Source organism: Blastococcus sp. SYSU D00868 (assembly GCF_054050575.1).
The window spans coordinates 72,581-94,531 of record NZ_JBJGZO010000009.1 but is presented as its reverse complement, the minus strand read 5'-3'; the positions used below and the strand labels follow the sequence as shown (position 1 = coordinate 94,531).

At 75.3% G+C, this 21,951-nt stretch carries 22 protein-coding genes; 21 read left to right on the top strand and 1 reads right to left on the bottom strand.

The features are described from left to right. Window positions 1-24: 24 nt before the first annotated feature. The 17 genes from ACI79F_RS10560 to ACI79F_RS10480 all read left to right on the top strand — a co-directional run bounded on the left by ACI79F_RS10560 (window position 25) and on the right by ACI79F_RS10480 (window position 16,864). Complete coding sequence (locus tag ACI79F_RS10560) at window positions 25-1,452, top strand: amidohydrolase family protein (RefSeq protein ID WP_456545192.1); 1,428 nt, start codon at window positions 25-27, stop codon at window positions 1,450-1,452. Continuing rightward, complete coding sequence (locus ACI79F_RS10555) at window positions 1,449-2,111, top strand: flavin reductase family protein (RefSeq protein WP_456545193.1); 663 nt, start codon at window positions 1,449-1,451, stop codon at window positions 2,109-2,111. The genes ACI79F_RS10560 and ACI79F_RS10555 overlap by 4 nt, the downstream gene beginning before the upstream one ends. A gap of 83 nt (window positions 2,112-2,194) precedes the next feature. Further along, complete coding sequence (locus ACI79F_RS10550; protein WP_456545194.1) at window positions 2,195-3,292, top strand: BMP family lipoprotein; 1,098 nt, start codon at window positions 2,195-2,197, stop codon at window positions 3,290-3,292. A gap of 2 nt (window positions 3,293-3,294) precedes the next feature. Then, entirely contained in the window at window positions 3,295-4,923 is a 1,629-nt protein-coding gene (locus ACI79F_RS10545) for an ABC transporter ATP-binding protein (protein ID WP_456545195.1), read from the top strand. Then, window positions 4,920-6,122: an ABC transporter permease gene (locus ACI79F_RS10540; RefSeq protein WP_456545196.1), complete on the top strand. Its 1,203-nt coding sequence runs from the start codon at window positions 4,920-4,922 to the stop codon at window positions 6,120-6,122. The genes ACI79F_RS10545 and ACI79F_RS10540 overlap by 4 nt, the downstream gene beginning before the upstream one ends. Further along, window positions 6,122-7,030 carry an ABC transporter permease gene (locus ACI79F_RS10535; RefSeq protein ID WP_456545197.1) on the top strand — a complete coding sequence of 303 codons (909 nt, stop codon included), beginning with the start codon at window positions 6,122-6,124 and terminating at the stop codon, window positions 7,028-7,030. Before ACI79F_RS10540 ends, ACI79F_RS10535 begins: the two co-directional genes overlap by 1 nt. 53 nt (window positions 7,031-7,083) lie before the next feature. Then, complete coding sequence (locus tag ACI79F_RS10530) at window positions 7,084-7,545, top strand: VOC family protein (RefSeq protein WP_456545198.1); 462 nt, start codon at window positions 7,084-7,086, stop codon at window positions 7,543-7,545. Continuing rightward, window positions 7,542-7,997 carry a nuclear transport factor 2 family protein gene (locus tag ACI79F_RS10525; protein ID WP_456545199.1) on the top strand — a complete coding sequence of 152 codons (456 nt, stop codon included), beginning with the start codon at window positions 7,542-7,544 and terminating at the stop codon, window positions 7,995-7,997. Before ACI79F_RS10530 ends, ACI79F_RS10525 begins: the two co-directional genes overlap by 4 nt. Window positions 7,998-8,174: 177 nt before the next feature. Beyond that, window positions 8,175-9,221 carry a zinc-binding dehydrogenase gene (locus ACI79F_RS10520; protein WP_456545200.1) on the top strand — a complete coding sequence of 349 codons (1,047 nt, stop codon included), beginning with the start codon at window positions 8,175-8,177 and terminating at the stop codon, window positions 9,219-9,221. Beyond that, on the top strand, window positions 9,218-10,306 hold the full coding sequence (locus tag ACI79F_RS10515) for a methyltransferase family protein (RefSeq protein ID WP_456545201.1): 1,089 nt from the start codon (window positions 9,218-9,220) through the stop codon (window positions 10,304-10,306). The genes ACI79F_RS10520 and ACI79F_RS10515 overlap by 4 nt, the downstream gene beginning before the upstream one ends. Window positions 10,307-10,308: 2 nt before the next feature. Next, window positions 10,309-11,733 carry an amidohydrolase family protein gene (locus ACI79F_RS10510; RefSeq protein ID WP_456545202.1) on the top strand — a complete coding sequence of 475 codons (1,425 nt, stop codon included), beginning with the start codon at window positions 10,309-10,311 and terminating at the stop codon, window positions 11,731-11,733. 32 nt (window positions 11,734-11,765) lie between these two features. Further along, window positions 11,766-12,233, top strand: a complete 468-nt coding sequence (locus tag ACI79F_RS10505; protein ID WP_456545203.1) for a VOC family protein — start codon at window positions 11,766-11,768, stop codon at window positions 12,231-12,233. Window positions 12,234-12,425: 192 nt separating this feature from the next. Beyond that, the gene (locus ACI79F_RS10500; protein WP_456578899.1) at window positions 12,426-13,337 is read left to right on the top strand and encodes an aldo/keto reductase; all 912 of its coding nucleotides are present in this window, start codon (window positions 12,426-12,428) and stop codon (window positions 13,335-13,337) included. Between the two features lie 80 nt (window positions 13,338-13,417). Continuing rightward, a complete protein-coding gene (locus tag ACI79F_RS10495; protein ID WP_456545205.1) occupies window positions 13,418-14,290 on the top strand; it encodes a fumarylacetoacetate hydrolase family protein in 873 nt (290 codons plus the stop codon). Window positions 14,291-14,339: 49 nt separating this feature from the next. Further along, a complete protein-coding gene (locus ACI79F_RS10490; RefSeq protein ID WP_456545206.1) occupies window positions 14,340-15,524 on the top strand; it encodes a hypothetical protein in 1,185 nt (394 codons plus the stop codon). A gap of 147 nt (window positions 15,525-15,671) precedes the next feature. Further along, window positions 15,672-16,460, top strand: a complete 789-nt coding sequence (locus ACI79F_RS10485) for an aldolase/citrate lyase family protein (RefSeq protein WP_456545207.1) — start codon at window positions 15,672-15,674, stop codon at window positions 16,458-16,460. Further along, entirely contained in the window at window positions 16,457-16,864 is a 408-nt protein-coding gene (locus tag ACI79F_RS10480; RefSeq protein ID WP_456545208.1) for an AraC family ligand binding domain-containing protein, read from the top strand. The genes ACI79F_RS10485 and ACI79F_RS10480 overlap by 4 nt, the downstream gene beginning before the upstream one ends. 61 nt (window positions 16,865-16,925) lie before the next feature. On the opposite strand, the gene ACI79F_RS10475 is transcribed toward ACI79F_RS10480, so the two are convergent. Continuing rightward, on the bottom strand, window positions 16,926-17,615 hold the full coding sequence (locus tag ACI79F_RS10475) for a cysteine hydrolase family protein (protein ID WP_456545209.1): 690 nt from the start codon (window positions 17,613-17,615) through the stop codon (window positions 16,926-16,928). A gap of 140 nt (window positions 17,616-17,755) precedes the next feature. Between ACI79F_RS10475 and ACI79F_RS10470 the strand changes: the two genes are divergently transcribed. Genes ACI79F_RS10470 through ACI79F_RS10455 form a run of 4 tightly spaced genes read left to right on the top strand, consistent with a single transcriptional unit; the run spans window position 17,756 to window position 21,834 of the window. Further along, entirely contained in the window at window positions 17,756-19,144 is a 1,389-nt protein-coding gene (locus ACI79F_RS10470; RefSeq protein ID WP_456545210.1) for an amidohydrolase family protein, read from the top strand. Continuing rightward, complete coding sequence (locus ACI79F_RS10465; RefSeq protein WP_456545211.1) at window positions 19,129-20,439, top strand: amidohydrolase family protein; 1,311 nt, start codon at window positions 19,129-19,131, stop codon at window positions 20,437-20,439. The genes ACI79F_RS10470 and ACI79F_RS10465 overlap by 16 nt, the downstream gene beginning before the upstream one ends. Then, window positions 20,436-21,128, top strand: coding sequence for a cysteine hydrolase family protein (locus tag ACI79F_RS10460; protein WP_456545212.1), 693 nt, complete (start codon window positions 20,436-20,438; stop codon window positions 21,126-21,128). Before ACI79F_RS10465 ends, ACI79F_RS10460 begins: the two co-directional genes overlap by 4 nt. A gap of 34 nt (window positions 21,129-21,162) precedes the next feature. Further along, the gene (locus ACI79F_RS10455) at window positions 21,163-21,834 is read left to right on the top strand and encodes a cysteine hydrolase family protein (RefSeq protein WP_456545213.1); all 672 of its coding nucleotides are present in this window, start codon (window positions 21,163-21,165) and stop codon (window positions 21,832-21,834) included. The last annotated feature ends 117 nt before the right edge of the window (window positions 21,835-21,951 follow it).

Sequence of the window (21,951 nt, the reverse complement as noted above, 5' to 3'; positions counted from 1 at the left end):
CCACCCCACGAGAGCGCTCCGCCGGTGCTCCACGCTTCCGCGGGGACCCCGAGAGGGGGCGACCTGCTCGTCGTCGACGGCGACGTCGTCACCATGGGCCCCGACCGGGCGGTGCTCGAGCGCACCACGGTCGCCGTCCGCGACGGCGCGATCGTCGCGCTCGGGCCGGCCGCCGAGCTGCGGGCCGCGCACCCGGGGGCCGCCGAGATCGACGCCGCCGGCTGCGTGGTGACCCCCGGCCTGGTCGACGCCCACCAGCACACCACCGGCGACCCGCTGATCCGCAGCACCATCCCCGACGACATCGACGCCCAGCAGGCGATCTTCGACTGGGCGGTGCCGGTGCACTCCGGCCACGAGCCCGGGGACGACGAGGTGTCGGCGACCCTCACCGCCGTCGAGGCGCTGGTCAACGGCGTCACCACGATCGCCGAGCCCGGCACCGTGGCCCACCCGCTCGCCGTCGCCCGGGGACTGTCCGCCGCCGGGATCCGCGCCCGGGTCGGCCGGTGGGGCTGGGACGCGCCGGGGCTGCCCTGGTCGGCGCCGGCCGCCGAGGTCCTCGCCCGCCAGGAGGCGCTGCTCGCGCAGCTGCCCGCCGGCGGCGTCGTGAGCGCCTGGGTGACCCTGGTCGGCCACGACCTGGCCAGCGACGAGCTGTTCGCCGGCGCCGCGGAGCTGGCCGAGCGGGCCGGTACCCAGGTCACCTGGCACCTGTCGCCCAGCGCCGCCGACGGGCTGGCCTACGCCGCGCGCAGCGGCAAGCGGCCGGTCACCCACCTCGCCGACCTCGGCGTCCTCGGCCCGCGGCTGGTGCTCGGGCACGCCGTCCACCTGGACGACGACGAGCTCGCGGCGCTGCTGGAGTCGCGGACCGCGATCGCCGTCTGCCCCGGGGCCTACCTGCGGCTCGGTCAGGGCTACACGGGCGCGTCCCGCCACGCCGAGTTCCTCCGGGCCGGCGGCCGGCTCGCGCTGGGCTGCGACTCGCACAACGCCGGCGACACCCCCGACGTGCTCCGCGCGGCCTGGCTGCTGGCCGGGGTCTCCCGCGACACCGGCGCCGGGGCGCCCCCGCTGACCGCGGCCGACGCCTTCGCCGCCGCCACCTGCGGCGGCGCCGAGGCGCTCGGCTCCGGCGACCTCGTCGGCTCCATCGAGGTGGGCAAGCGCGCCGACCTCGTCGTCTTCGACGGCACCGCGCCGGCCTGGACGCCGCGCGGCGACCTGGCCCTGCAGCTCGTGTGGGGGGCGCCCAGCGGCACCGTCCGCGACGTCCTCGTCGACGGCCGCCCGGTGGTCCGCGACGGCCGGGTCACCACCGTCGACCTCGCCGCCCTGCGCGAGGAGGCCGCCGGCCGCCGCGCCGCGCTGCTCCGCCGGGCCGGCATCGAGCCGCCCGTCAGCTGGCCGGCCCGCCCGGCCCTCGTCCCGGGAGGCGCCCGACCATGAGGACCATCGACCTGGGCGGCCGCACGCCCGCCCAGCTCCAGGGGCTGCTCTCCCAGCTCGTCGTGCCGCGGCCGATCGCCATGATCACCACCGACGGGCCGGCCGGCCCCAACGTGGCGCCGTTCAGCTACTTCATGCCCGTGTGCGGCCAGCCGCCGACGATCGCGGTGACCATCGGCACGGTCCGCGAGGAGACCCCCGAGCCCAAGGACACCTGGGTCAACCTGGAGGCGACCGGCGAGTTCGTCGTCAACCTGACCACCACGGCGCTGGTCGACCACATCGAGACCGTGGCCCGGGAGTACCCGGCGGACGTCGACGAGGCCGCGCTGGTCGGCTGGACCACCCGCCCGTCCGAGGTGGTGGCCGCGCCGTCGCTGGCCGAGAGCCCCGCGCACCTGGAGTGCCGGGTGCTGGAGAGCATCGACCGCGGCGACCCGACCTCCTGCTTCTCCGGGGTGCACATCGTGCTCGCCGAGGTGGTCAACGTCCGCGTCGCCGAGGAGCTGCTCGCGGCCGGCAGCGAGACCCGCATCGACCCCACCCGAGTCGCCGCGATCGGCCGGATGGGGTTCCCCATGTTCGTCGCCGCCACTGGCGACGCCGTCTTCGAGCAGGAGCGCATCGCCTATGCGGACCTGGTCGACAGCGCCGGCTGAGCCGGTCGCGCAGCACATGCACCACCGGCTCCACAGCACCGCCCACCATCCCCCCACCCCCTGAGACCCAGGAGGCAGAGCCCATGTCCACCACCAGACCGCTGCGGCGCACCGCCGCGCTGGCGGCCGTCGCGGTCGTCGCGCTGAGCGCCTGCGGCAACAACGCCGAGGACTCCGACAGCGGGTCCGACGGCGGCTCCTCCGGCGGCGGCAGCAGCGCCGCGGGCGAGCAGCCCGACGTCAACGGTGACGGCGACGTCACGATCGGCGTCCTGAGCCCCGGCGACCTCAACGACAACGGCTACTACGAGTCCTTCGTCGTCAAGGCGCAGGAGTTCGTCGACAGCCAGGACGGCTGGGAGCTGATCAAGGTCGGCTCGATCAACCCGGCCGACGCGCTGGAGCAGGCCCGCAACATGTGCCGCCAGGGCGTCGACATGGTCGCGCTGGCCGCCTCCGAGCTCGCCGACGCGCTGCCGGCGGCCGAGGAGGACGTCTGCGCGAACACGATCTGGTACCTGCCGTCGCAGACGGAGGGCTACGAGCTCGCCGACAACGTCGTCCTCTCGCAGGACTCGGCGTCGGAGTCGCTGCTGGCCGCCGGCTACGCCCTGGGTCTGCTGATGGAGGGCAGCGGCGCCACCACGGCCGGTTTCGTCACCGGCCCGGAGCTGGACTTCAGCATCATCGCCGCGCAGGCCTTCCAGGCCGGCATCCGACAGGTCGTCCCCGACGCCGAGGTCGTCACCACCTACACCGGTGACTTCGACGACTCGGGCCTGGCCGTGGAGGCCACCCAGGCGCAGATCGGCCAGGGCATCGGCGGCCTCTACCCGTACCTGGGTGGCGCCACCGACGCGTCGGCGCAGCTCGGCTTCGACGCGGACATCCCGGTCCTGACGCCGGGCACCGACCGCTGCAGCGAGGGCACCTACGCCATCTCGGTCATCTTCGACCCGGGTGAGTACTTCGCCGCCGCGCTGGACGACTTCGCCAACGGTGAGCTCGAGGGCGGTTCGACCCGCGTCTGGAAGATGGGCGTCGACCCGCTCCCGACCGTCCAGTTCTGCGACGCCTCCGGCGCCACCGCGGAGCAGCAGCAGCAGCTGGCGGACTTCATCGCCTCCGTCGGGGACGGCACGATCGACCCCGACGCCGAGGTCGAGCGCCTGGGGAGCTGAGCATGAGCCACGACCGTGCCCGTACCGACGGGCCCGTCCCCGCGCTGGAACTGCGGGGCATCAGCAAGAGGTACGGGCCGGTCGTGGCCTGCGACGCCGTGGACCTCACCGTCCAGCGCGGTGAGGTGCACGGCCTGCTCGGGGAGAACGGCGCCGGCAAGTCGACGCTGATGAAGGTCCTCATGGGCCTCGTCCCCGCCGACGCCGGCGAGGTCCACCGGGACGGCGTCCGGGTGGACGTGCACACCCCGCTGCAGGCCGCCGAGCACGGGCTCGGCATGGTCCACCAGCACTTCAGCCTCATCGAGCCGCTCACCGTGTGGGAGAACGTGGCCCTCGGCGAGCCCGGCCGGGTCGACCGGGACGCCATCTGCACCGACGTCGAGGCCGTCGGCGCCCGCTACGGGCTGGCCATCGACCCCACCGCGACCGTGGAGCGGCTCTCGGCCGGCGAGCGGCAGCGGGTCGAGCTCATCAAGGCGCTGCGCCGCGACCCGAAGGTGCTCATCCTCGACGAGCCGACCTCGGTGCTCACGATCGCCGAGTCCGCGGCGCTGTTCGAGGTGCTGCGCACCTCGGTCGTGGCCGAGGGCCGCGGGGTCATCCTCATTAGCCACAAGCTGGCCGAGATCACCGCGGCCACCGACGTCGTCTCGGTGCTGCGCCGCGGCCGGCTGGCCTTCCACTGCCGCACGTCCGACACCTCCGCGCCGGAGCTGGCCCGCCAGATGGTCGGCCGCGACGTGTCCCTGCAGTCCGAGGGCGCCGCGCTCGGCCTCGTCGTCACCGACGACCCCGCCAAGCACCTGAGCCCGGTGCTCGCCGGCGGCCTGGACGCCGTCCCCGCCGAGCCGCCTGCCCCGCAGGTGTCCGCCGACGTCCAGGGGACGGCGGCGCTGGCCCTGCACGGCCTGTGCGTCTCCGGCCCGGACGGCCGGGTGCTGCTCGACCACCTCGACCTGCAGGTGGCGACCGGCGAGATCGTCGCCCTCTACGGCGTCGAGGGGAACGGCCAGGCCACCCTCGGCGACCTCCTGTCCGGCCTGCTCGAGCCCGACGCCGGCGAGGTCCGGGTCGGCGGGCGGCCGGTCGGGCTGGCCCGCCCCGGCGCCCTGCACGAGGCCGGCGTCGGGGTCATCCCCGAGGACCGGCACCGCTCCGGCGTCGTCCTGGACCTGAGCGTGGCCGACAACCTCGTGATGACCGACCTGCGCCGGTTCAGCGGCCGGCTGCTGATGCGCCGCGGCCAGATCCGCGTCCAGGCGCAGGAGCTGGTCGAGCGCTTCGCCATCCGCACCCCCTCGATCGACGCGCCGCTGCGCACGCTGTCCGGCGGCAACCAGCAGCGCGTGGTCCTCGCCCGCGAGCTGTCGGCCGGGCCCACCGTCCTGGTCGCCGCCCAGCCCACCCACGGCCTGGACGTCGGCGCGATCGAGGACATGTACGCCCGGCTGCGCGAGGCGGCCGCCTCCGGCGTCGCCGTCCTGCTCATCTCGACCGAACTGGAGGAGGTCATGGCGCTGGCCAGCCGCATCGCCGTCATCTCGTCGGGCCGGATCACCGGGGTCCTCGACGTGGCGGACGCCTCCCCGCAGCGCCTGGGCATGCTCGTGGGCGGTGAGGCCGCGTGACCACGGTCGCCGGCCCCACCGGCAGCCCCCGCCGGCCGCTGGTCTCCCACGTCGTCGGCAGCACCGGCCTGCGCCGCCCCAGCGCCGACGCGTGGCGCACGGCCGGCATCACCGTCGCCTGCGTGGCCGTCGCCGTCGGGCTGGCCGCGCTGCTGGTCACCATCGCCGACGGCTCGCCGTCCGAGGTCGTCGACGCCCTCTACACCGGCAGCATCGCCGACGCCGCCGGCTGGTCGCAGACGCTGGTCAACGCCGCGCCGCTGCTGCTGGTCGCCCTCGGCGCCTGCATCGCCAACCGGGCCGGGGTGTTCAACATCGGCCAGGAGGGGCAGCTGCTCATCGGCGCGATGGTGGGCTGCTTCGTGGCCCTGCGCCTGCAGGGGCCCGGCTGGCTCGTCATCACCGTGGCCCTGGTCGCCGCGGCGGCGGGCGGCGGCGTGTGGTCGGGCATCAGCGCCGCGATGTACTACACCCGCGGCGTCAACGTCGTCGTCACCACGCTGCTGCTGACCTTCATCGCCGCCCAGGTGGTGCAGTTCGCCGTGCTGAGCCCCTCGCTGCTGCAGGAGACCGGCATCGGCAACGGCCCGGCGCGGCCGCAGTCCGACGCGGTGCCCGAGTACCTGCGGCTGGCCAGCTTCGGCGAGTACCCGGACCTGACGATCGGCGTCGGCGTCATCCTGGCCGTCGTCGCGACCGTGGTCCTGGCCGTCCTGCTCGGGCGCAGCCGCTGGGGCTTCCGGCTCAACATGCTCGGGTTCAACCCGCTGGCGGCCCGGCACGCCGGGATCCGCGCCTCCCGCCTCGGCGGCTCGGCGCTGGTGCTCTCCGGCGCCTTCGCCGGCCTCGCGGGCGGGGTCATCCTGATGGGCACGGTGTTCCGCCTGCAGCCGGCCATCTCCAACAACTTCGGCTGGGACGGACTGCTCGTCGCCCTGGTCGCCCGCAGCCGCCCGGGCCTGGCCCTGCCGGTCGCCGTGCTGTTCGGCGGCCTGCGCGCCGGCTCCAGCTACCTGGCCGCGACCGGCGTGCCGGACTACCTGGTCGACGTCATCCAGGCGCTGCTGGTGCTCGCGTTCGTCGTCCCGCCGGTGCTGTCGGCGATGTGGGGCCGGCGCATCCGCAACCGCTCCGCGCTCCCCACGCCGCCGGCCCGGCCGTCGGCCGCCGCGCCCGCCAAGGAAGAGGTGCCGGTCTGATGTGGCTCGACGACGGCGGCACGGTGCTCTCCAGCGCCCTGCGCCTGACCGCGCCGCTGGCCTTCGCGGCCTGCGGCGAGTACCTCGCCGAGCGCGCGGGGACGCTCAACATCTCCGTCGAGGGGATGATGCTCTCCGGCGCCTTCGGCGCGATCGCGGTGGGCAGCGCGACGGGCAGCCCCACCGTGGGCCTGGTCGCCGGCGCGCTGGTCGGCCTGCTGGTGGCGCTGGTGCACGCGAACCTGTCGCACCGGATCCAGATCAACACGTTCGTGGTCGGTCTGGTGATCAACATCTTCGTCCTGGGGATGACGAGCTTCCTGCTGCAGACCATGGAGTTCTCCCGGACGCAGGTCGGCGTGCTGGAGATCCCCGGGCTGTCGGACATCCCGCTGATCGGTGTAGTCTTCGAGCAGCGCTGGCCGCTGTACCTGCTGGTCGTGGCCATCCCGCTCACGTGGTTCCTGGTCAACCGGACCCGGTGGGGCCTGGAGCTGCGCGCGGTGGGCGAGAACCCGCAGGCCGCCGACGTCAGCGGGATCAAGGTGAACCTGCGCCGTCGCCAGGCGCTCATGTACTGCGGCGTGCTGTCGGGGCTGGGCGGGGCCTTCCTCTCGGTCGGCCTGGTCGGCTCCTTCAACAACAACATGACCGCCGGCCGCGGCTTCATCGTCATCGCCGCGGTGATCTTCGGCGCGTGGCGGCTCAAGGGCACCATGCTCGGCTGCTTCCTGTTCGGCGCCGCCGACGCGCTGCGGCTGGCCCTGCCCTCGCTGGGCGTCGAGCTCAACGCCCAGCTGCTGGTCGCCGCGCCCTACCTGCTGGCGCTCGCCGTCATGGTGCTCATGGCCAAGTCGCAGCGCGAGCCCCGCGCTCTGTCGAAACCGTTCGAGAGAGGGCTGGTCTGAGTGGTCCCCCGCGACCACCGCCGACCGGCCCGAGGAGAGAGGAGCACCACCCGATGACCGGACCCACGCTGACCGAGGCGCGCTGGACGCACGTCGCGCTGCCGACCGGGGACCTGGACGCCGCGATCGAGTTCTACACGTCGCTGACCCCGCTGGTCGTCGTCGAGCGGTTCTCCGACGACGACGGCGAGAGCGCCTGGCTGTCCAACGACAAGCAGGCCGACTCGCCGTTCGTCCTCGTGCTGGTGTCGTTCAACAGCGCCAAGGGCGGGCAGCTGGGCCTGCTCAAGCCGTTCGCGCACATCGGCATCGAGGTGCCCAACCGCGAGGACGTCGACGCGATCGCCGCCAAGGCCCGCGAGGCCGGCAACCTGCAGTGGGAGCCGCGGGACATGCCCGGCCCGGTCGGGTACATCTGCGCGCTCAACGACCCCGACGGCAACGTCATCGAGATCTCGCACAACCAGAAGGTGTACGAGCTCGTGCGCGCGAAGTGGGGCACCGGGGCTCCGTGAGCGAGCTCGCGAGCTCACCCCGTGAGCTGGGTGACACCCGCGCCGCGGTCGCGTCGTTCCTCGCCGCGCTGAACGCCGGCGACCCCGACGCGATCGCGGCGTGCGTCACCGAGGACTTCGTCAACGAGCACACCAGCGCCCGCGGCCGCAGCCTCACCGGCCGCGCCGCGTACCGCGAGCGGCTGCCCGGGTTCCTGGGCGGCTTCGCCGGCCTGCGGTACGAGGTCGAGGACCTGCTGGTGGACGGCGACCGCGCCGCGGTGGCCTACCGGATGACGGCGCGGATGCAGCGCGACGGCGCCCCGGAGGTGCCGATCGACGTCCGCGGGGTCTTCCGGTTCCGCGTGCGCGACGGCCTGGTCGCCGCGCGCGCGGACTACTGGGACGGCGAGGTCGTGGCCGCCCAGGTCGCGGCCGTGGACGGTCCCGCGGCCGGCGCACAGGGGGGTTGACGGCCTCCCGCGAGACCTGGTTCCTTCTCCTCGACCCACCCGGGCTGGCAACAGGCCCGGGAGGGGGAGCGCGGCGACGCAGCCCGCTGGATCCCACCGTTGCATGCCGATCGGGCGTGCCGCGGAACCCAGCGCCCGGTCGGACCACATGTCGGTCCACCTCCGGGAGCCCCTCCAGTGAAGAGCCTTCTCTACCGCGTCCACGGCGACGCCGACGTCCTCGAGGTCGCCGAGTCCGACGTCCCCGAACCCGGCCCCGGTGAGGTGCTGGTCGAGGTCGCCGCGTGCGGGCTCAACCACCTCGACGTCCTGCAGCGCCGGGGTCCGGCCCTCATCCCCGGGTACGCGCTGCCGCACGTGGCCGGGATGGACGTCGCCGGCACCGTCGCCGCGGTCGGGCCGGACGTCGACGCCGCCGCGCACCCCGCCGCCCGCGCCGGCGCCCGGGTCGTGGTGAACCCGGCCGTCCCCTGCGACGACTGCCCGGTCTGCGCCGGCGGGGCCGACGGGATGTGCCCGGACACGAGGGTGGTGGGCGGCAACGTCGCCGGCGGCTACGCCGAGTACGTCGTCGTCCCGGCGGCCAACGTGCACCCGGTCCCCGACGGCGTCAGCCTGGTCGAGGCCGCGGTCGTGCCCACGATCTGGATGACCGCCTGGCACGCCCTGGTCGAGGTGGCGGCCGTCGCCGCGGGGGAGACCGTCCTCGTCCACGCGGGCGCCAGCGGGGTCAGCACCGCCGCCATCCAGCTCGCCAAGGCGGCCGGGGCGCGCGTCGTCACCACGGTGAGCAGCCCCGCGAAGGTCGCGTACGCCGCCGACCTCGGCGCCGACCTCGTCGTGGACACCTCCACCACCGACCTGGTCGGCGCGGCCCGCGCCTTCACCGACGGCCGCGGCGTGGACCTGGTCGTCGACCACGTCGGCCCGGCGGTGTGGGACGCCTCGGTCTACAGCCTCGGCCACCGGGGCCGGATGGTGTTCCTCGGCAACACGACCGGCGACCGGGCCTCGTTCGACCTGGTCTACGCCTACCACTTCGGGCTGCGGCTGCTCGGCTCCGACCCCTACGACCGGCGCGAGTTCGCCCCGATGCTGGAGCGGTACTGGTCCTCGGGCTTCCGCACCCCGGTCGACAGCGAGTTCGCCCTCGTGGAGGCGGCCGACGCCCAGCGGCACATGGAGTCGCGCCGGGCCACCGGCAAGATCGTGCTCCGCCCGTGAGTGCCCCGCCCGGAGGTGCCGCCTCCGCGCCCCCGGTCGGCCCCGGGCCGGTCTGGGACGTCGTCAACGGCCTGGCCGGCTTCGGCGCCCTGGCCGCCGCCCTCGAGCTCGGCCTCGTCGACGCCCTGGCCGCGGCCGGGGACGACGGCCTGACGGCGCCCGGCCTGGCCGCGGCGGTGGGCGCCGCGGACGCCGAGGCCGTCGAGCTGCTCGCCGAGCTGCTGGTCTCCCTCGGCCTGCTCACCACCGACGGCCACGGCTTCGGGCTGACCCCGGTCGCCGCCCGCTTCCTCGTCTCCGGCTCCCCGGCGTCCATGGCGGCCCTGGCGCCGCTGTCCCCGGGCCCGTGGTCGGGCTGGCGGCACCTGGCGCAGACCGTCCGCACCGGGCGTGCCCCGGAGGCGACGGTCGCCGAGCTCGACGCGATGTGCCCGGACCTGGTCCGCGCCACCGCCCCCACGCAGGCGGCCGTCGCCGCGGGGGTGGTGCGGGAGCTGGCCGGGCGCGGCCTGTGGCCGCAGGCGCCCCGCGTCGTCGACCTCGGCTGCGGGTCCGCGGCCTGGCTCACGGCGATGCTCGCCGACCGCCCCGGCGCCGCGGCCGTCGGCGTCGACCTGCCCGGCGTCCTCGGCGTGGCGCGGGACGCGGTGGCCGCCGCCGGCCTCGCCGACCGGGTGACCCTGCACGCCGGGGACTACCTCGAGGTCGACCTGCCCGCCGGCGCCGCCGACGTCGTCGTCCTCGCGCACGTGCTGCGGGCCGAGCCGGCCGACCGCGCCCGCCGCCTGCTGGCCCGGGCCCTGGAGCTGACCGCGCCCGGCGGGGTCGTCGTCGTGGCGGACTACCCCCGCCCGGACCGGGCCGCCGCGCCGGACCCCGGCCGCGACGCCGTCCTCGCGGCCGCCCGCCACGAGCTCGTGCTCTCGCTGACGATGGCCGCCTCGACCGCCGGCCGCGGCGTCTCCGTGGCGGAGCTGCGCGCGTGGGCCGCGGACTGCGGCGCCGCCCTGACCGACGTCCTGCAGCCGGTGCCCCGGCAGACCGTCTTCCTGATCCGCCGCCCCGCCCCCGAGACCGAGAGGTGACCATGACCGAATCCCCGGACAGGGCCCCGACCCGCCCCACGGGCGAGCCCTGCGACACGCTCGTGCTGGGCTCGCACGTCGTCACCATGGACGACGAGCGCCGCGTGTTCCGCGACGGCGCCGTGGCGATCCGCGACGGCCGGATCGTCGCCGTCGGCCCGGCCGCGGAGCTGACCGCGCGGTTCGTGCCCGCCGAGACCGTGGGCGGCGAGCGGTTCGTCGTCACCCCCGGGCTGATCAACACCCACGTGCACATCACGGGGGAGCCGCTGACCCGCGGCTTCGTGCCCGACGACACCCCGTTCCTCGAGAACGTCTTCGAGTGGCTCACCCCGATCCACACGCACTACACCGAGGAGGACGAGCGCGTGTCGGCGCAGCTGGCCGCGCTGGAGATGCTCAGGTCCGGGACGACGGCCTTCCTGGAGGCGGGCACCGTCCGGTTCATCGACCCCGTCGTCGACGGGCTGTCCGAGATCGGCATCCGGGCGCGGGTCGGGCCGTGGGCGTGGGACCTGGTCGGCGAGTACGAGGCGCTGCGGATGACCACCGCCGAGGCGATCGGCGCGATGACCTACGCGATGGACACCTACGGCTCGGCCGCCGACGGCCGCGTGCAGGCCTGGCCGATCGTCATCGGCCACACCACGTGCAGCGACGAGCTGTGGCAGACGGCCAAGAAGATGTCGGACGAGCGCGGCACCGGGATGAGCGCGCACATGTCGCCGGCCGCGATGGACCCGGAGGGCTTCCTCGCCACGTTCGGGCAGCGGCCGATGGTGCACCTGGACGAGATCGGCGTCCTGGACCGCAACGTGCTGCTGACCCACGCCGTCCACGTCGACGACACCGAGATCGCCGCCCTGGCCCGCACCGGCACGTCGATCGCGCACTGCCCGACGACCGCGCTCAAGGTCTCCTACGGCGTCACGCAGATCGGGAGGTTCCCCGAGATGGTCGCCGCCGGGGTCAACGTGGCGATCGGCACCGACGGCAACAACGCGTCGAACTACCACGACCTGATGCGGGCCACCTACCTCGTGGCCGGCCTGTTCAAGGACGCCCGCCGCGACGCGACGATGTTCCCGGCCGAGGACGCCTTCGCCATGGCCACCCGCAACGGCGCCCGCGCGCTGCAGGCCGAGGACGAGCTCGGCTCCCTCGAGGTCGGCAAGCAGGCCGACCTGGTCCTGCACGACACCCACCGCCCGGAGTGGCGGCCGCTGCACAACGTCGCCAACCAGCTCGTCTGGTCCGCCGACGGCCGCGGCGTGCACACGGTCCTCGTCGGCGGGCGGGCGGTGGTCGAGGACTACCGCTGCACCACGGTCGACGAGGACGACCTGCTGCGCCGCGCCCAGGCCGCCGGCGAGGGCGTCGTCGCCCGCTCCGGCCTGCCCGACCGGGCCAAGTGGCCCTCGCACTGAACCCCCACCACCCCACAAGAGGAGGAACCGCCATGCCCCAGCTGACCGAGGCCCGCTGGACCCACGTCGCCATCCCCGTGACCGACATCGACCGGTCGATCGAGTTCTACACGTCGGTGACCCCGCTGGTGCTCGTCCAGCAGAACGCCGACGAGAGCGGCCGCAGCGCCTGGCTGTCCAACCCCGGCCAGGTCGAGACGCCGTTCGTGCTCGTGCTCGGCGAGTTCATCCCGGAGGTCGGCGCCCGCTTCGGCATCGTCGACGGCAAGCCCGACCCGACCTTCTCGCCGTGGGCGCACATCGGCATCGAGCTGCCCCACCGCGAGGACGTCGACGAGGTCGCGGCGAAGGCCCGGGAGCTCGGCCGGCTGCAGTGGGAGCCGACGCAGATGGCCGAGCACATCGGCTACATCTGCGCGGTCCTGGACCCCGACGGCAACGTGCTGGAGTTCTCGCACAACCAGAAGGTCTTCGCGACCATCCAGGACCTCTGGGGCTGATCCCGCCCGCCCCGACGACCTCGCCCGCCACCCGGCGGGCGAGGTCGCCGGCGCGCCCTCACGCCGCATCTCTGCTGTCACCGCGCAGCGCGACAGCAGCGCTGCCGGGTGACAGCGAGGCCAGGGGACGCGCCGGGAGGGCGGACGAGGACCGCCGTGGGTGGTTCACATGACGGGACGTCGTCTCGTACCGTGAGCCGTCCCCACGAGCGAGGAGGAGTCGGCGTGCGCACCCGTGCGATCGGTACACGACGGGTCGGAGCGGTCGGGCTGGGTGCCATGCACCTGTCGAGCTCCCCGCAGCGGCCCGACCCCGACCGGGCGCGCGCGACCGTGCACGCCGCGCTCGACGCGGGCGTCACGGTGGTCGACACCGCCGACGTCTACTGCGCCGACGAGACGGAGATCGGCCACAACGAGCGCCTGGTCGCCGACGCGGTGCGGACCTGGACGGGCGACCCCGACGACGTCCTCGTCGCGACCAAGGGCGGCCTCGTCCGGCCCTGGGACTTCCGCGCCACGCCCGAGCACCTGCACGCCGCCGCGCGCGCCAGCGCGAAGGCGCTCGGGGTCGCCGAGATCGGGCTCTACCAGCTGCACTGGCCCGACCCCTCCGTGCCGTACGCCGAGTCCGTCGGGGCGCTCGCCGAGCTGGTCGACCAGGGGGTCGTGCGCGCGGCCGGCGTGAGCAACGTGGACGTGGCGAAGCTCGACACCGCCGCCGAGGTGCTCGGGGACCGGCTGGTGAGCGTGCAGAACCCGTACTCGGTCGAGGACCGCTGGGGCGAGCCGATGCTGCGGCGCACCGAGGAGCTGGGCCTGGCGTTCCTGCCGTACACGCCGCTGGCCGGGGTGACCGGCGCCGGCGTCCGCGCGGCGGCCACCCGGGAGGTCGCCGCGGAGCTCGGGGTCTCGCCGCAGCGGGTGGCGCTGGCCTGGCTGCTCGCCCACTCGCCCGCCGTGGTCGCCATCCCCGGCTCCACCCGGCCCGAGTCCATCCGCGACAGCGCCGCGGCTGCCGACCTCGACCTCTCCGCGGAGCAGGTGGCGCGGATCGACGAGGCCCCGGCGGACCCGTCCCGCCCCACCACGTTCGCCCACTGAACCGCCGCCGCGTCTCACTCCACGCAATGCCGTCTCGTATTGCTTGACAAGACGGCGTCTCGCATCGAAGGATCGCCGACATGGACCTGCTCGCGACGCCGGAGGGCCTGGCGCGCCGGGAGGGCGACGAGGTCGCCGTCCTGGACCTGCCCCACCGGGACGTCGGGGCGCTGGTCGCCGACACCGGCTCGCTGGCCGCGGCGGCCCGCGCGCGCGTCGTCCGGCGGGTGCCGGCGGCCGAGGCGCTGGCCACCGCGCTGGCGCCGCTGCCGGCGCCCGGCACCGTCTGGGGCGTGGGCCTGAACTACCGCTCCAAGGCCCGGGTCACGGGCCGGGACGTGCCCGCCGAGCCGATCCTGTACGTGTCGGCCGCCTCCTCCGTGGCCGGCCCGAACGGCCTGCTGCCGCACCCCTCCGGCGTCACCGAGCAGCTGGACGCCGAGGCCGAGATCGCCGTCGTCGTCGGCCGCCGGCTGTACCGCGCCTCCGAGGGCGAGGCCTGGGCCGCCGTCGCCGGCGTCACCGCGGGCAACGACCTCACCGCGCGCGACGTCATGAAGACGACCGGGACCCCGGCGCTGGCCAAGAGCTTCCCCGGCTGCACGCCGCTGGGCGCCTCGGTGCTCGACGCCCGCACGCTGGCCGACGCCGGGGCGATCGGCGTCCGCGGGTCGGTCAACGGCGTCCGGCACCAGGACGACAGCAGCGCCGACATGATCTGGTCGATCCCCGAGCTGCTCGCGCGCATCTCCTGGTACGCCGCGCTCGAGCCCGGCGACGTCTTCCTCAGCGGCACGCCCGCCGGCACCGGCCAGGACCGCGGCGTCTTCCTGGTCCCCGGCGACGTGGTCACCGTCGAGGTCGACGGCGTGGCGCCGCTGACCACCACCGTCTCGTCCGCCGCCGCGCCGGTCGTCCCGGCGCCGCGCGCGGACGCCGTCCCGGCGCACTGACGCGCTCCCGAGCCCCCGCCGTCCCACCGAGCACCCCGGAGTCCACCGCATGTCCGCACCCGCCGACACCCGCACGGACGCAGCGAGCGCCGTCCACGACCTCGTCCTGACCGGCGGGCGGGTCCTCGACCCGGCCAACGGCCTGGACGGCCGCTACGACGTCGCGGTCACCGACGGGCGGATCAGCGCGGTCGCCCCGTCGATCGACGACGCGGCCACCGAGCGCATCGACTGCACCGGCCGGCTGGTGCTGCCCGGCCTGGTGGAGGGCCACACGCACATCTTCGAGCACGTCTCGAAGGTCGGCGCCAACCCCGTCGAGGCCCACCTGCGCCGCGGCGTGGTCGCCGCCGCCGACGCCGGCACCGCGGGCGCCTCGACGTTCGCCGCGTTCAAGAAGCTGGTCGTCGAGCCCAGCGGCATGCGGATCCTGAGCTTCCTCAACGTCTCCGTGCTCGGCCTCATCGACTTCCGCTTCGGCGAGCTGCTCAACCCCGACACCCTCGTCCCCGAGGACGCCCTGCAGGTCGCGGCGGAGAACCCGGACGTCGTCCGCGGCTTCAAGATCCGGCTGTCGACCGACGTCGTCCCCGCCGAGCAGTGGCGCCCGCTGCTGGAGAAGTCCATCGCCATCGGCGAGCAGGCCGGCCTGCCGCTGATGGTGCACATCGGCGAGACCCCCGAGCCGCTGACCGAGGTGCTGCCCTACCTGCGGCCCGGCGACATCGTGGCCCACTGCTACACCGGCAAGCCGTTCAACATCCTCGAGAACGGCGCGGTCCAGCCGGCCGTGGCCGAGGCCCGCGCCCGCGGCGTCCTCTTCGACTCCGCGCACGGCAAGAGCAACCTCAGCTTCGAGGTCGCGCGCCCGGCGATCGCCGAGGGCTTCCTCCCCGACATCGCCTCCTCCGACACCAGCGGGCGCAACTGGCGGGGGCCGGTCTTCGACCTGCTCACCAGCCTCTCCAAGCTGGTCGCCCTCGGCGCCCCGCTGCCGGAGATCATCAAGCGCGCGACCATCGACCCGGCTCGACTGCTCGGCATCGCCGACGAGGGCTACGGCGCCCTCACGGTGGGGAACCCCGCGCACGTCACCGTCGTCGAGGAGGTCAGCGACCAACTGCTGCCCGACGCGGCCGGCAACTCGATCGTGGCGCCGCGCTACGAGCCCGTGACGGTGCTGCACGCCGGTGCGCCGGTGGAGCTCGTACCGTGGCGCGGACTCGGTGCCTGAGTGCCGAGCGCGGACTCGGTGCCTGAGTGCCGAGCGCGGACTCGGTGCCTGAGTGCCGAGCGCGGACTCGGTGCCTGAGTGCCGAGCGCGGACTCGGTGCCTGAGTGCCGAGCGCGGACCGGACGCCTGGCTGACGGGAGACCCACGGTGAGCGACGTCCACCGGGTGCGCGCGGGGCTGCGCGCCGCGCTGGCCTCCGGAGAGCGGGTCACCGGGGTCTTCGTCAAGCTGCCCTGCCCGGACGTGCTGGAGCTGGTCGCCTCGGCGGGCTTCGACCTCGTCGTCGTCGACCTGGAGCACTCCTCGCTCGGCGAGCACGAGGCGTTCACCCTGCTGCGCTACGCCGACGCGCTGGGCCTGCCGGCCCTCGTGCGGCTGGCCCGGGTGGATCCGCCGCTGGTCAACCGCGTGCTGGAGGCCGGCGCCGTCGGCATCCAGCTGTCGATGCTCACCTCGGTGGCGCAGCGCGAACAGCTCCAGGACGCCGTCGCCTACGGACCCGCGGGACGGCGGTCGGTGAGCCTGGCGCACACCGGGGCCGGCTTCGGGTCGGTGGGCCTGGGCGACTACCTGGCCGCCGAGCGGGCCGACCCGCCGCTGCTGGTGGGGCAGATCGAGAGCCGCACGACCGACCCGCTCGAGCAGCTCGTCGCCGGCCTCGACGTCGCCTTCGTCGGCACCACCGACCTCACCGTGGCGCTGGGCCTGGACCCCGCCGACGCGACGGGCATCCGCGCCGAGGTCGACGCGGTCGCCGCCGCGGCCCGCGCCGCCGGGGTCGCGTTCGGTGGCTGGGCGCCGCGCCCCGACGCCGCCGAGGGGCTGGGCCTGGGCCCGGCGGGCTACCTCGTGGTGGGCTCGGACCTGCAGTTCCTCGGCGCGGCGCTGCGCTCCGCCGCGCCGTCCCGTGAGCCGTCTTCCCCGGAGGCCCGATGAGCACCGACCCGACCCCGTCGCGCAACGCCGCCCTCTACGGGCGGGTGGTGAACTGGGACGACATCCCCGAGGAGACGGTGCGGCCCGGCGTCCGGCGCCGGGTGTACAGCACCGACCAGGTGATGATCGCCTGGCACAGCCTGGACGTCGGGATGGACCTCAACCCGCACTCGCACGCCGACTTCGACCAGCTGGTCTACATCGCCGAGGGCGTGTGCGACTACCACGTGGCCGGGACCCCGCACCGGATGCGGGCCGGCTCGTTCCTGCTGGTGCCCGCCGGCGCCCAGCACTTCGTGGAGCCGCTCGAGGGCCCCTGCATCAACATCGACCTGTTCGTGCCGCCGCGGGCCGACTTCGCGTCCGCGCTGGGGTGGCTCGCCGCCGTCCCCGCCGCCTCCTGAGCGAGGACCTGCTGCCCCCACGCCTCGCGAGCTCGGCGCGGGCCCCTGCAGCGGGGCCGACTCAGCCGACGGCGGCGAGCAGCAGGGCCGCGGTGGTCACCGCCCCGAAGGGGCCGCTGCGCAGCATGTCGACCGCGGCCTCGTGCCGGCCCGGCCGGGGCGCGGCGGTGCAGTCCTCCAGGACCAGGCACTCGTAGCCGCGGTCGATGGCCTCGCGCAGCGTCGAGGTCACGCAGACGTCCGTGGTGACCCCGGTGAGCACGAGGTGCCCGATGCCGCGGCTGCGCAGCCGCAGGTCGAGGTCCGTGGCGTAGAAGGCGCCCTTGCCGGGCTTGTCGACGACCCAGTCGCCCGGCTCCGGCCGCACCTCCTCGACGATCTGCCACCCGGGCTCGCCGCGCACCAGGACCCGCCCGCCCGGTCCCGGCTCGCCGATCCCGGCGCCGAGCCGCGCCATCCGCCAGGCCTTCGCCGGCGGCAGGTCCGACAGCGTCGGGTCGTGCCCCTCGCGCGTGTGCACGACCAGGAACCCGGCCGACCGCAGCCGCGCCAGCACCTGCGCGGTGCGCAGCAGTGCGGGCCGCATGAGCCCGACGTCGAGCCCGGCCCGGTCGAGCATGCCGCCGGGGGAGCAGAAGTCGTGCTGCCAGTCGATGGAGAGGACGGCGGTGTCGGCCGGGCCGAACGAGCCGTCGAACGGCCAGTCGTAGGGCTCGGCCGGCACCGGGCCGCAGCAGGACGAGGGGCTCATCGCCAGGACGGTAGGGCCGACCGGCCTCCGGCGTCTTGAGTGTCGAGTCACATCGCGAGACAGTGACCCGCGATGTAACACGGGTCGGTCACGCTTCCCGGAGCGGGACGGCGCCACGGGACGCCGGATGGGAGGTCCGCATGCGGGAGCCGGCCGACGTCGTCGTCGAGTCGGCCGTCGTCGTGACCATGGACCCCTCCCGGCAGGTGTTCGCCGACGGCGCCGTCGCGCTGCGCGGCGACCGGATCGTGGCGGTGGGCCCGACGGCCGAGGTGCTCGCCGCGTGGGCGCCCGCCGAGCGGGTGGACGGCCGCCGCTTCGTCGTCACCCCGGGGCTGGTCAACACGCACGTGCACGTCGTGGGGGAGCCGCTCACCCGCGGGTTCGTCCCCGACGACACGCCGTTCCGGGAGAACGTGCACACCTGGCTGCGCCCGCTCTACGCCGCGCACACCGAGGAGGACGAGCACCTGTCCGCGCAGCTGGCGGCGGCGGAGATGCTCCGCTCCGGGACGACGGCGTTCCTGGAGGCCGGGTCGGTCCGGCACGTGGCCGCGGTGGTCGACGCGCTGACCGGCATCGGCATCCGGGCCCGGTTCGGCGTCCGCGCCGAGGACAGGAGCACCGAGCCCGCCGCCTTCCGGCAGACCACCGCGCAGGCCGCCGCGGCGGTGGAGTCGACGCTGAGCCGCTACCGCGAGGTCGCCGGGGGCCGGCTGCAGGCGTGGGCGATGCTCGTCGGCCACACGGCGTGCTCCGACGAGCTGTGGCAGGCCGCCGCCCGGTCGGCCCGCGACTGGGAGACCGGGCTGAACTTCCACATGTCCCCGGCGGCCGGCGATCCTGAGTGGTTCCTGCGCGAGCACGGCGCCCGGCCGCTGGTGCACCTGGACCGCCTGGGCGTGCTGGGGGACAACTGCGTGGTCGTGCACGCCGTCCACGTCGACGACGCCGAGATCGACGTCCTCGCGCGGCGCGGCTGCACCGTCTCGCACTGCCCCACCACGGCGCTCAAGGTCGCCTACGGGGTCACCCGGATCGGCCGGGTGCCGGAGATGGCCGCGGCCGGGATCAACGTCGCCATCGGCATCGACGGGAGCAACGCGTCCAACTACGCCGACATGATGCGGGCCACCTACCTGGTGGCCGGGCTGTTCAAGGACGCCCGGCAGGACGCCTCGCTGTTCCCCGCGACCGAGGCGTTCGCCATGGCGACGCTCGGCGGCGCCCGCGCGCTGCTGGCCGGGCACGAGATCGGCTCGCTCGAGGTGGGGAAGAAGGCCGACCTGGTTCTGCACGACCGGCGGCGGCCGGAGTGGACGCCCCTGCACGACGTGGCCAACCAGCTGGTCTGGTCGGCCGACGGCCGCGGGGTGCACACCGTCTTCGTCGACGGCCGCCGCGTCGTCGACGACTACCGGCTGACCACGGTCGACGAGCCGGCGCTCTACGCGCGGGCCCAGGCCGCCGGCGAGGCGCTGGTGGCCCGCAGCGGCCTGCGGCGGACGCCGGCGTGGCCGGTCCGGTGACGGCGCCGGACCCGGGCGGGGACGCCGTGGTCGACCTCGTCGTCGAGGCGTGCGACTCCGTGGTGTGGGGCGGCCGCCCGTTCGAGGTGCTGCGGCACGCCTCGCTCGTGGTGGACGGCGGCCGGGTGGTGGCCGCCGTGCCCGCCGGGGAGCCGCTGCCGCCGGCCCGCCGGGTGCTCGACGGCCGCCGCGCCGTGGCGCTGCCGGGGTTCGCCAACGGCCACACGCACACCGCGTTCTCCGGGCAGCGGGGTGCGGAGCCGGAGCTCCCGCTGGACCTGTGGCTGCCGCACGTCTTCGCCGCCTCGGAGCGGATCGGCCCGGCCGAGGCGGCCGCCGCGGCACGCGCGGGGTACGCGGAGCTGGCCGGGGCCGGGTTCACCGGCGTCCTGGACTTCCACTACGCCCAGGCCGACCGCGGCAACGCGCTCGCCGTCGCCCGCGCGGCCGCCGGGTCCGGGGTGCACGCGGCCGTGGCGGTCACCGGGTCCGACGTGGGGGACGGGGCCGTGCCGCTGGACGACGCGCTGGCCACGCTCGCCGACCTGCGGGCGGCGTGCGACGAGCCCGGCGCAGGACGGGTGGACCCGTGGGTCGCCCTCGCCTCGCCGGGGCGCCGGGAGACGCCGGAGCGCTGCCGGGCGCTGGCGGCCGCGGCGCGCGGGCACGGCATGCGCCTGACCTACCACTACGCCGAGACCCGGGCCTGGTTCGCGCTGGCCGCCGAGCACGGGCTGCGGCGGCTGGTCGACCTGCCGCGCCGGCTGGGCCTGCTCGGCGAGGACGTCGTCATCGCCCACGGCGTCTGGTTCGGCCCCGACGACCTGGAGGTGCTGGCCGAGACCGGCACCTGGATCTCCTACAACCCCGTCGCCAACGGCTACATGGGCGACGGGGTGACGCCCGTGGCCGCGATGCTCGCCGCCGGCGTCCGGGTGTGCCTGGGCACGGACACGGTGCAGTGCTGCGGCCGGGCCGACCCGTTCGAGACGATGAAGGTGGGCGCCATGCTGCAGAAGGCGGTGGCCGCGGACGCGCGGGCGCTCGTGGCCCGGGACGTCCTGCACCTGGCCACGGCCGCCGGGGCGGAGGCGCTGGGCCGGCCGGACGCCGGGGTGCTCGCGCCCGGCCGGGCCGCCGACGTCGTGCTGGTCGACCTGGACTCCCCGCACCTGCAGCCGGTGCACGACGTCGTCTGGACGGTCGTCTACGCGGCGTGCGCCCGCGACGTGCGGGCCGTCGTCGCCGGCGGCGACGTCCTGGTCGACCGCGCGCCGTCCGGGAGCGCCCGGTGACCGCGCCCGGCGGGCAGGTGCCCGCCCGCCCGTGGCCCTGGCCGGCCGCCGGGGGGCTGCACACGACCCGGGCGGCGCTGCTGTGCATCGACTTCCAGCACGACTTCTGCAGTCCCGGGGGGTTCGCCGACGCCCAGGGGTTCGACCTCGCGGCCGTCGCCGGCGCCCGGGCGCAGGCCCGCCGGGTGCAGGCCGCCGCCCGCGCCGCCGGGTGGCTGGTCGTGCACACCCGGGTCGGCTCGCCCGCCGACGTGGCGGTCGTGCCCCGCCGGGTCGGGGCCGGCCGGGGCGCCGGTCCGGTCCCGGGCGACCGCGGCCCGAGGGGCCGCTACCTCACCCGCGGCGAGCCCGGCCACGACATCGTCCCCGACCTGGCGCCGCTGCCCGGCGAGCCCGTCGTCGACAAGCCCGGCAAGGGCGCGTTCTACGCCACCGAGCTCGACCCGGTGCTGCGGTCGGCCGGCGTGACCCGCCTGGTCTTCACCGGGGTCACCAGCGACGTGTGCGTCCAGTCCACCTACCGCGAGGCCGCCGACCGCGGCTACGAGTGCCTCTGGCTGTCCGACGCCATCGGGTCCTACTGGCCCGAGGCGCACGACGCCGCCGTGCTGCTGGCCGCCGCCCAGGGCGGGCTGTTCGGCACGGTGGCCACCACCGACGACCTCCTGCACGCCCTCGCCCGGGCCTGAGCCCCGGGCCGTCCCCTCCCGAACGGAGTCCCCCGTGCCCCTCCCCGACTCGCTGCCCGCCGACCGCACCGGCCTGGTCGTCATCGACCTGCAGAACGGCTTCTGCCACCCCGAGGGCTCCCGGGCCCGCGCCTTCGGCCCGGACAGCGTCGCCACCCCGGCCGGGATCGTGCCCGGCGTCCTGGACCTCGTCCGGGAGTTCCGCGAGCGCGGCCTGCCCGTGTGGTTCACCCGGCAGGTCCACTTCCCCGGCGACCGGATGCGGGCCGCCCGGGTCATCCCCTCCCACCTGGAGCGCCGCGGGCTCAAGCTCGAGCTGTGCCAGCGCGGCACCTGGGACGCCGAGCTGCTGGACGAGGTGGGCGCGGCGGTGCGGTCCCCGGACGAGGTCGTCGTCAAGCACCGGGCCAGCGCCTTCTACCAGACCACCTTCGAGAACGAGCTGCGCATGTCCGGCGTGCAGGTCCTCGTGGTGACCGGGACGACGACGAGCTTCTGCGTCGACAGCACGATCCGCGACGCCTACGCCCGGGACTTCGACGTCGTCGTGCCGGCGGAGCTCGTGGCCGACACCGACCAGGCCGCGCACGACGCCGTCCTGGCGTCCACCGACCGGTTCCACGGCGTCGTCACCACCGCGCCGGAACTGCTGGCGGCGCTCGACGCGGCGACCGTCCGCGAGCCCGCGACCGCTGACCACGGGTGATCCGCCGGACCCTCGCATGTGACCTGGGTCATGCGAATCGAGTGACACGTGTCACTCGTGCATCCGGCCGGATTTCCCCGCCGTTAAGTCCTCGTTCCGGTCCCGACGACCGTTGAC